Source organism: Bradyrhizobium sp. UFLA05-125 (genome assembly GCF_059803515.1).
Genome location: NZ_JBANBJ010000135.1, coordinates 1 through 10,093 on the forward strand (window position 1 = coordinate 1; position 10,093 = coordinate 10,093).

Annotated in this window: 10 protein-coding genes; 3 read left to right on the plus strand and 7 right to left on the minus strand. The window is 59.6% G+C overall.

Annotation, left to right across the window (positions count from 1 at the left end):
- Nucleotides 1-644: 644 nt before the first annotated feature.
- Nucleotides 645-1,298: a hypothetical protein gene (locus tag SO156_RS44900; RefSeq protein ID WP_498539329.1), complete on the minus strand. Its 654-nt coding sequence runs from the start codon at nt 1,296-1,298 to the stop codon at nt 645-647.
- Between the two features lie 327 nt (nt 1,299-1,625).
- Here SO156_RS44900 and SO156_RS44905 point away from each other — a divergent pair, with 327 nt between their 5' ends.
- Nucleotides 1,626-2,015: a nuclear transport factor 2 family protein gene (locus SO156_RS44905; RefSeq protein ID WP_458144972.1), complete on the plus strand. Its 390-nt coding sequence runs from the start codon at nt 1,626-1,628 to the stop codon at nt 2,013-2,015.
- A 138-nt stretch (nt 2,016-2,153) separates the two neighbouring features.
- On the opposite strand, the gene SO156_RS44910 is transcribed toward SO156_RS44905, so the two are convergent.
- The gene (locus SO156_RS44910; protein ID WP_498539330.1) at nt 2,154-2,363 is read right to left on the minus strand and encodes a GDCCVxC domain-containing (seleno)protein; all 210 of its coding nucleotides are present in this window, start codon (nt 2,361-2,363) and stop codon (nt 2,154-2,156) included.
- A gap of 578 nt (nt 2,364-2,941) precedes the next feature.
- Entirely contained in the window at nt 2,942-3,901 is a 960-nt protein-coding gene (locus SO156_RS44915) for an ABC transporter substrate-binding protein (RefSeq protein WP_498539331.1), read from the minus strand.
- A 355-nt stretch (nt 3,902-4,256) separates the two neighbouring features.
- Between SO156_RS44915 and SO156_RS44920 the strand changes: the two genes are divergently transcribed.
- Nucleotides 4,257-4,922: a hypothetical protein gene (locus tag SO156_RS44920; protein ID WP_498539332.1), complete on the plus strand. Its 666-nt coding sequence runs from the start codon at nt 4,257-4,259 to the stop codon at nt 4,920-4,922.
- Nucleotides 4,923-5,210: 288 nt separating this feature from the next.
- Here the strand turns inward: SO156_RS44920 and SO156_RS44925 are convergent, their stop codons facing one another.
- From SO156_RS44925 to SO156_RS44940, 4 genes are all read right to left on the minus strand, one after another.
- The gene (locus tag SO156_RS44925; protein ID WP_458144976.1) at nt 5,211-7,007 is read right to left on the minus strand and encodes an adenylate/guanylate cyclase domain-containing protein; all 1,797 of its coding nucleotides are present in this window, start codon (nt 7,005-7,007) and stop codon (nt 5,211-5,213) included.
- Nucleotides 7,008-7,245: 238 nt separating this feature from the next.
- The gene (locus SO156_RS44930) at nt 7,246-7,959 is read right to left on the minus strand and encodes an NAD-dependent epimerase/dehydratase family protein (protein ID WP_498539333.1); all 714 of its coding nucleotides are present in this window, start codon (nt 7,957-7,959) and stop codon (nt 7,246-7,248) included.
- An 8-nt stretch (nt 7,960-7,967) separates the two neighbouring features.
- Entirely contained in the window at nt 7,968-9,188 is a 1,221-nt protein-coding gene (locus SO156_RS44935) for an MFS transporter (protein ID WP_498539334.1), read from the minus strand.
- Nucleotides 9,189-9,247: 59 nt separating this feature from the next.
- The gene (locus SO156_RS44940) at nt 9,248-9,700 is read right to left on the minus strand and encodes a cupin domain-containing protein (protein WP_498539335.1); all 453 of its coding nucleotides are present in this window, start codon (nt 9,698-9,700) and stop codon (nt 9,248-9,250) included.
- Nucleotides 9,701-9,800: 100 nt separating this feature from the next.
- Here SO156_RS44940 and SO156_RS44945 point away from each other — a divergent pair.
- A partial coding sequence (locus SO156_RS44945) for a GntR family transcriptional regulator (RefSeq protein WP_498539336.1) occupies nt 9,801-10,093 on the plus strand: 293 nt, incomplete at its 3' end.

The window sequence follows — 10,093 nt, forward strand, 5'->3', positions numbered from 1 at the left end:
TTATGAATATCACAGTCTGCGAAGGGCAATTTTGATGCAAATCAACGGGACCGAAGCGTCGGGCCAAGCTTGGCGCGGCGGCTCCCCAAAATGCATGGCAGCGATGGAGCCACGGGCAATTAATGACCGCTCCGGGTCAAAACCGGTAATGCTCTAACCGAGCGGAATATTTCCGCTTAGCCCTCAGATCGGACATCTGCGAGTTAAGGGGAAGCCAGCTTCTGGAGAGCGCGCTGGGTGACATCAGCCGCATTCTGGATGGCCAAGCCGCCATGCGCGTCCGCAGAACGGCTCCGGCGGTGGACTGCTGTCTCGCCGAGGGGGTGGGTGACCCCGGGGCGCTCAGCCGGGACTGAAAGCGATCAGGTACCGGTACCGGTTAGGGGCGCTCAGCCAGGAGTGAAATTGACCGGGTACCTGTACAGGTTACTGACACATGTTTTTTCGTTCGCAACGAATGTCCGACGTCCGGCTGGTGGCCCAGGCAGCGGCGCTGACACAAACGGCGTGAGCTTCCGCTTCGGGCGATATAGCGGACGACACCCGGACTTGCCGCTGGTTGAACCAGTTAGGAATAACCCACAACGGTTATCGGCGGGTGTCCCCTTTGCAGTGGCGAAGGGTAGCCGCACTTGTGCGATTGTCTACCAGTAGAACTGGATGACCAGCGGGATCGGAAGCGAGAATCCGAAGGCTCGTGCGACCTTTCTGAATTCGTGATGGGCCTGCCGTGCGACGATCAGCTCGCGGTGTTTCTGTTTGCGCTGAGCCATTTTCAAGGGCCTGCTTCTCGGGGCAGATTTTGCCTCGACTGGCTTCACTTCGACCGGCGTTGTGGTACTCGGCTTTTGTTCGACCGGCGCAGCCTGAACGGGTTTCGCCGGGCTCGACGCTGGTTGCTCGACGGGGGATGCGGTGGTTGGCTTCTGCTCGAGAGGCGCAGTTTGGACAGGTTTCGTCTCGGTCGCTGCAGGCGGCTCAACGCGTGATGCAGTGGTCGGCCTCTGCTCCACAGGGCCAGCCTGGGCAGGTTTAGCCTTGGTTGCTGCGGTGTCTTCCTGATCCATCACCAAGCGGCACCCCTGACTGAGATTCGCCCTGTTGCGCCTCATGCAAGCGACGATCCGTGAAACATTTGGGATTTCTGCACTGCAGAGGCGGAAGGCATCGCCCATGCACATCTGCTGCGCCTTAGCGCTGTAAGCAAGACTCGACGAAGTCACGACGGTCGACATCGAAAGGGTGAGACCCAGTATTAAGCCGATTTTGTGGATGGTGCTAATACGAGTTGCGGTCATGTGGATATCCGTCGTTCGATGGCAAATCAGCCAAATTTGGCCCATCGAAACGGAAGTCACTGTGATCAACCGCACGTTCGGCACCGTTGCACACAGTGTGCTGCGGTGCATGGCGCTTACCCATCACGCCCGGCGCAACAGTAAGCACACGCTCCGCCTAGCGTCGCGGGAGGGGAGGACCCGGGGGCATTAGTCGGGATTGAAGCGACCAAGGTACCGGTACCAGAAGGGCCAAGGGAAGACATTTCGAGGTGGCCCAGCGCCTGCTATAGTTCCCGTTCTACTCGTCACAGCCATTGGAGTGTTAGCTCTTACGTAGGAGACAGCATGAGCGATTCAAATTCGATGATCATTCGCAAGACCTACGAAGACTTTGCGCAAGGAAACATACCTTCGGTGTTTGCGACCTTCGACGCGGGCATCTCATGGCACGTTCCCGGTCATAGTCCGCTGTCAGGCGACTATATCGGCCACGATCAGATCGGAGGCTTCTTTCAACGCACGATGGAGCTTTCCGGAGGCGCGTTTAGCATTGATGTGCACAATGTGCTGGCTGAGGATGATCTCGTTGTCGCCTTGGTCACCGTGAATGCACAACGAAACGGGCTCTCTGCATCGTTTCCAGAGGTCCACGTCTGGCGGATGAAGAATGGAAAGGCGACCGACTTCCGCGAGTATCAAGGCGATGAGCAGCGGGAGGATCAGTTCTGGTCCTGAACGCTGATATATCCTTTCAAACCACATGTCTGCTAAGGGTCAAAATGAAGAACTCAGTTTGAGCAAATCTAGTCCGCATTGGTCCCACTAAGCGGACCTCAGGAGGCGACATCCAAAGCGATGCCGAATGCGACTGCTCTAGCTGCAGCATCTGTCCTTGCTATGTCCCTGTATTGGCGGACATGGCACTGACCCATATGAGCAGAATACGCAGCAGTCACCGTGCTTCGGCTTTAGCCGTATTCCACAAGCCGGGCAGTCATAAAAGTACTGGCAGGCGTCGGTCGGCATCATCTCTGTGGCCTGATGACCGCATGTGGGGCAGGTCAGTGTCGATTGCAGTTGCATTTGCGCCTTGTAAGGGAAAAGGGCCAAGGAGTGTTATTGGAGGCGTTACGAAAGATAAACCCCGACACCGACCCGAACTTCCAGTCAAAAATGCGAAGAACTCAACGTGAGCAACTCTCGTCCGCTGCGCTCCGATAAGCGAACCTCGACGAGGCGCGTGGTCACTTCGCTCATGGGCCAACAGGTGAAATTCGGCACGAATGACGCCGCCATTGAGGCATCTCAAGGGAGGTAACTGGCAAAGCGTCCGCTAGTTTCAGCGCTGTCACGTCTAACTTTGCAGGTCAAAGCTCGCAAGCCGCTGGTACCCCAATCGAGCGAGTAGCTATGCTGGCGGCTCTCGCGGGACAGTTATGGCTGAAGGGAGTGGGGACCCGGGGGCATTAGTCGGGACTGGAGCGACCAAGGTACCGGGACCGGTTATTGTCGCACGTCTTCTACATCATTTTCCGCGAGGCACCTGAGTGCTAGGCGTGTACTCAGTAAGCGGCTTGGCCGACTGATATCCGCTCAACCCCCAACAGCGGCGGAAGAGCGGACATTGCCCAAGGTCGCTGATGGGCCAAATCCGGAAGTCGTTATTCGATCACTTCGTCGGCGCGTGTCAGCACCACGGAAGGGATAATGAGGTCGAGCGACTTGGCAATTTTTAGGTTCAAGCTGAATTCAAATGCAGTCGGCTGCTCGATCGGAATGTCTCCGGGCGAGACGCCGCGAAATACCTGAGCAATCTGGTCGGCCATTCGCTTACGCAGCGCTATGCGGCTGGGGCCATATCCGATCAGACACCCCGCATGCGCCATTTCCGCCCATTCGCACACTGTTGGTAGCCGGGCTTCGAGAGCAAGACCTGCCAGCTGGCTCCGATCCCGAAAAAATCCCGGGTTCGCTGCGATTATCAATGCCTGTGCACCCTGGGCCTGCATGGCCGCAAAGGCAGCCGGGTAATCGCTCAGTGCGGCGGTCGGAAATATAAGTAATTCGACCCCAAGTCCTGCCGCCGCCTTCCGCACTGCGGCCTCGTTCGCCTCGCTTGTGGTCGGGACCAGCGCTGCTATTCGTCGGCGGCCAGGCATCGCCTCGAGCAAGAGTGAAAGTCGCTTGCCCTCAAGGTCGTCGGCCAGGATGACGACCCCGGTAACATTGCCTCCCGGCCGCGCGTGACTAGCGGCGAGACCAAATTCAATCGGGTCGACACCGAAAGAGATAATTGGCACAATCCGAGTGGCCGCGCCGGCAGCCCTTAGTTCGTCGGGGCCAATGGCGACGACGGCGTCCGGTTGGCCGGCGAGCAGCTCGCGCATTAGAGCCGGCATCAAATCCGGCTCGCCGACACGCGCATCGAACACGAGATTGCGGCCTTCAACAAAGCCGAGCCTTGCAAGTTCCGGTAAGGTTGTCTGGCGGGTAAGGGCTTCGGCGTCCGCCAACCTCGCAAGATGGCCAAGGCGGAAGATCCGGTTTGGCGTCTGGGCGCGAGCAGCCAGCGGGAATGCTACCGCGCCAACCAGACCGAGAATGAATTTCCGTCGCCACATGTCTGCGCCCGCTTAATCGACGATAGGGTCGCACAAGCAAGATAGCTTTTCAGTACAAATCTATGGACCGACCGATGTCCGCTCGGGGTCAAAACCGGTAATACTCTGACCGAGCGGAATATTTCCGCTTAGCCCTCAAGATCGGACATCTGCGAGTTAATGAGTACACGCCCGAGCAGATTTCCCATTTCGATGAGCATTTGGATATTGCGACCAAGAGCCCAGCAGGTCCGCCATCGGAAGCTCGTAGTGCTTCATGGGGAAGGGGTGAGTCAATTTGACTCACAGAAGCTGCTTGCGGAATTGCGACATCAACGAGTCTGATGCTCTGTCTATTCCAGCAAGGAGATGTCGCGTGACCGATCTCACTTACGATCTGAACGGCGGCTTCAAGCCGACAACGAAGAGGTTCGCTGACCTCGGTGGACCGGACTTTTACCCGACGCCGGCTTGGGCAACGTTCGCATTGATCGACAATGAAAAGTTCGACGGCGAAATTTGGGAGTGCGCGTGCGGCGATGGCAGCATGTCCCGCGTGCTGGAGCAGGCTGGCCAACCTGTTCGCAGTTCGGACTTGTACGATCGTGGATACGGAGAAGTAGGCGTTGACTTTCTCCGTGCAGAGCAGACGACCGACAACATCATCACCAATCCGCCCTATAATTGCGCCAAGGGTTTTGTCGCGAGCGGCGTCAAGCTGGCGAAGCGAAAGCTCGCCCTGCTATTGCGGTTGGCCTTCTTAGAGGGCGCGAACAGAGCGAATACGATCTTTTCCAAGATGCCACCCGCGCGCGTTTGGGTCTTCAGCGAGCGCATTACCTTTTACCCGAGCGGTGCCGAGCGGAAAGGTAGTGGGACGACTGCCTATGCCTGGTTTGTTTGGGACAAAGAGGCGGAAGGGCCAACTGAACTGAAGTGGTTCAAACCCGGCTACAAAGCAAGGTATGCTCAACTGCGCCACGTTCTGGTCGAGCAAGATCAAGCAGGAGGGCAGAACCACAGGGTGATCCCAACTGGGTGACATCTGCCGCAGGCGCGCCGATGGCCAGACTGCCATGCGCATCCGTCGAACGGCCCTGGCGGTGGCCAGCTGTCGCTGAAGGGGGGCGACCCCGGGGCGCTCAGCCGGGATTGGAAGTGACCGGGTACCTGTACAGGCTACTGACACATGTTTTTTCCGTCCGACGTCCGGCCGGACGCGTAAGCGGGCGATGACACAAACGGCGTGAGCTTCCGTTTCGGGCGATATAGCGGACCACACCCAGACTTGCCGCCGGCTGAACCAGTTGCGAATGACCCAAGTCGGACATCAGCCCTCCGGCACCCCGGCCAACCGCATGCCCTCAATCGCGCGGTCGCGTCCAGCGAGGAAGGTCGGATTGTCGCTCTGTGCATTGCTGGCATCACGAAAGCGGCGAACGGTGAAGCTTGGATCGAGCGCAAGTCCCGCTTGCACTTTAGCCCGCGCTTCGTCCAGTTCCCCGAGCCGCGCCAGCACGGCCGCGAGAAGGAAATGCGCGAGGGAATAGTTTCGGTTTGTGTCAAGGCTCCGGCGCAGCCAGGCGACTGCTTCGGCATCGGCATTGAGCTGCCTCTTGGCGAGGCCGATAACTAGATACCACCGGGAGGCCAAGACGTCCCGAGGTGAGAGGCGAAGCGCTTCGTGGATATGAATTTCGGTCTCCGAACCGCGACCAAGAAGAAATTTGGCGTACCCGATGAGAGCATGAGCGCCGGCCAAATTGCGATCCAGCGCCAACGCCTGCTCGCACTCAGCGATGCCCTGCGCCGCGCGTTTAGTATACATCTGAATGACCCCCAGAAGTGCGTGGGCCGAAGCGTGGTTCGGGGCGAGGGATAGCGTCTTGGCGATGGTCGTCTCGGCCGCCGCCAACCTTGCGGAACAGTCGTCGGTCATAAGGGCAGCCCCAAGTGCCGCATCGACCATCGCCACACCGACCGCCGCCTCGATGTTTGCCGCATCGAGTTCAATTGCCCGCTCGAAAAAGCCGCGCGCTTGATCCATGTGATGGGGGGTTAAGCCCTTGTTCCACCAAGCCCTACCCTGAAAAAACAAATCCATCGAGTTGGGATGCAATGAACGCTCGGCTCGGCGTGCCTCGGCGGTAATGAGTTCGGCATTTAATGAGTTGGCTAGCCGCGAAACGATTTCGTCCTGCATGTCAAAGAGGTCGGCAACGGGCTTGTCAAAGCGCTCCGCCCAGAGGTGGTTGCCGGTTTCGGCGTCAACCAGTTGCACGTTCACCCGGAGGCGGTTGTCGCCACGCTGCACCGACCCTTCGAGCACATAGCGGACGTTCAACTCACGTCCCAGCTTCTTTACCTCAACGGGTTTGCCCTTGAACGTGAAAGCGGTGTTGCGCGCAATCACAAACGCGCCATTGATGCGCGACAAGTCCGTGGTGAGGCTCTCGGTCACCCCATCCACGAAGTACTCTTGCTCGGGATCGCCGCTGAGGTTGGCGAAAGGCAGCACAACGATGGAAAGATGAGGGGGTGAAAGCGGGCCTAGCCTCGCCCTCTCAGCCTGTGTCGTCGCGCTCGACCCATCCCGGACCACTGCATAGACCCGCACGGGAAGGGCGATGTTTTTGAGGTTCTGCTCACCCAGATCGGCGAACTCAACGCCGACCTTGCCGCGGACATAGTCGTAGGCAGTAGACGAAATGCAGATGCTGCCGGGTTCTGCGATGCTTTCAAGCCGCGCCGCAATATTTACGCCGACGCCAAAGATGTCGTGAGGCTCGACAATCACGTCGCCGACATTAATGCCGACGCGCAAAGCAATGCGACTATCTTCCACATCACCGATTGTAAGGTCGTTGATGCAGGTCTGGAACTGCATAGCGGCCCGAACCGCCTCGACCGCGCTCGGAAACTCCGCCAAGAACCCGTCCCCGGTGTTCTTGACAATTCGGCCACCGTGATCGGCAATAGCCGGGGCAACAGCGTCCGCGAGGAGCACAGTCAGTTTGGCATGCGTAGCCTCTTCGTCATTGTGCATGAGCCGCGAGTAGCCAGCCACGTCGGCGGCCAATATCGCTGACAACTTGCGCTCGACCCGGACCGGCCGCTCCTGCACCATGGCCCGCAACCCTGCCTGCTGCATACCTTGTACGACGGATCAGACGACGGGGCCAACTGGTTTCGACGAGACGCCATCCTGATGTCGCCTAATGGCCCCTCGCGTCATTTGCTGCTTCTGCACAAATGCGGGCGCTGTCGGGACCGAAGCGGACATCGATTGGTAGCGACACTGCCGGGCTCAGTCGCGAAAGACGCGGAGCGGACCTTGGCGAATTGCGATTGGATACTTAGGGAACTCAAGCATCCAGCCGGAAATGCGGATCAAATCCGAGTTCGCGTTGTGCTTTCTCTACGGAAAGGTAAGCGCTTGGCTCTGCAATGTTGAAGATACCTTTGCGCGTCTTCTCGACCGCAAGCAGCGCAGCCGAAGCTGCCGCATCAACATGCAGCGACGGGACCTCTCCAGCGATGTCACTTCCAGTGTTCGGCCCATAGAGGTGTCCGTAGCGAAGGACGATTCCCTCAATCGGCGGTGACGAAATGGCGAGCCGCTCAAGCGTCACGACGCCGGCCACCGTGATTGCGCGCGTCCCCCGCGCGTCAGTATCGAGCGGGTCCTGCTCGGAGTGTGGTTGCGGTCCCGGCGCGTACATCCAGGCAATGCTTTGGGCGATGAGCCGGCGCGCGCCTGATGCGAGCGTGGCGGAAACAAGGCTTTGGGTTCCTTCACTGCGCATGCGAGCGTTTCGCTTTGTTCCTTCGGCCATTTGGTTGGGATCGAGGCCTGGGGGGAGATCCGTCAACTGATGGATCACGATGTCGGGACGCGCGGCTGATACCGCATGAGTTAGCACTGCGCTATCAAAGATATCGAGCACGACGGGTTCGACACCGGCGGCCTGCAATAGATCTGCTTTGTCGGTCGAGCGCGTCGTCCCGACGACGTGATGCCCGGCTCCCAGCAATAGCGAAACCAGCCTCCGGCCTATAGCGCCGGCTGCTCCTGCCAAGAATATCCTCATCGCTGCTCCTCCATGCGAGATATTTCAGACCGGCGGTCTCTCGCTGCCAAGATGAACGCCGTGATCCCGAATCCGGCGGCGATCGAACACACAAACGTCCATCCGGACGGAGCCGAAGCGATACCGGCAAACAGCGAGCCGATCGCACCGCCGAGAAAGAAGATGCCTGTATAGAGACCATTGATCCGACCGCGTGCTTCCGGATTCACCAAGTTGACCGCGCGTCGACCGAGCGTCTGGTCGCCGATCACGCCGAGGTCCAGCACAACGGCGCTCATGGCCAAAAGCGCCAGCGACAATGCCGGCCGGGCGGTCGGGTCGAAGCCGAACCAAGGAGCACCGGCCAGCCCGGCCAGGATCGAAGCGACAACGACTGCCGCATGAGCGGCCCGCGTGGCCGGCGCGTTCCAGCCGCGGTCGCCTGCCCATCCCGCAAGAGGAGCTGCAACAACGCCACCAACGCCGGCCAGGGTGAATAGGGCGATGCCGGTTTGATCAAGCTCAAATGGAGGCTGTTCCAGTCGGAGCGCCACGGCCGTCCAGAAGATGCCAAAGGCACCCATGCAGAGGGCTTGATAGGTCACGCGGCGACGCAACACAGCCTCCTTCGCAAGTAGCTGCCAAAGCGATGCGATCAGAGCGCCGTAGGCTTGAAACTGGTTGCCAGGCTTGCGGTGCGGCAGAAAGCGATACAGCACAATGACAGTACCGGCAGTAGCGACCGCATCGAGCGCGTAGGATACGCGCCAACCGAAGGTCGCCGCCGCAAGGCTCGCCAGCGGGCGAGATAGGATGATTCCGATCATCAGGCCGCTCATGACGTTTCCGATGACCCGTCCGCGCTGAGCCTCCGGCACCATGCTTGCGGCGGCCGGCACCAGCATTTGAATCGCGCTGGCTGACGCTCCAAATGCCAACGCAGCCAGAAGAAAGACTGAAGACGACGGCGCGAGTGCCGCGGCCGCGAGTGCAACGGTACCTACTAGAAGTGTCGTCAGGATGGGGCGTCGCATCTCAAGCAGATCGGTTAGCGGGACGAGCAGAAGCAGTCCAGCGGCGTAGCCGACCATTGGCATGCTCGCCGTCAAGCCCATCGCACCCGGCGAAAGGCCGAACGATGCGGCGATGGCGCTAATGAGTGGCTGGGCCGCGTAAAGTGGGAGCACAATGACCCCCACCGCAACGGCAAACATCAGCGCCAATAGCGGTGTCATCATGCTCGCCGGCGAAGCGGCTCGAGACGACGCACACCGGGCGAAGTGTGTATTGGTCATGGTCAAAGCGGCTTCATGAGGTCGGCTGCTGTTGCGCCATTGGGTGCGATGTAGATCGCAAGCAAGGTGGCCGGCTCGGTGAGGCTGGCATTGCGCGAGACTCGATGAATCGCTCCCGGAGGTTCCCACCAGGCGTCTCCGGCGTGGAACGTCTGCTCAGACTCGTCGCCGACTTTGGAGGTAATCGCTCCCGACACGACGAATGCCATTACGCCATTGGCGTGGAGGTGCACCGGAGATCCAGCTCCCGGCGGATACGTTACCTCGACCAGCGACAGGACACGCAACGGCTCGCCCGGGAGTTCCCGTTTGATCACATCGCGTCTCGTCGAAGCACGTGACACGGCGGGCTGCTGTGCTGATGCCACCCCTCCGACCGACGTCGCGGCCGTGGTGGCCAGCAGCGAGATGACGGACCCGCGATTGAATTGCCTTCGGCTGACGGCAGACTTCATGTCATTTCTCCTTTTTGATCGCTTGGCAGCGTGCCGATACGCGAGGTAGTCTTGCAATGGTCTAGTCGACAGAGCCAAGAAGGGATAAAATGACCAGGCCATGATCCGCGTGCCTCAGAAGCGTCGCGTCGTCCTCATGCGCGACGACAGCATCCCGCTCTATCGACAGATCTATGAGCATTTTCGGACCGCGATTACACATGGCCAGCTTCCGCCCGGCGCTCGCCTGCCGTCGGCGCGGCGCCTTGCACAAGAGTTCGCAACCGCGCGTGGAACGGTCGATGTCGCCTACGCGCTGCTCGCCGGCGAGGGCTATGTCGTTACCCGTGGACCAGCTGGCACGATCGTTTCACCTGAACTTGGCGGTCAAGCCATCGCGAGACCCGCTACCAG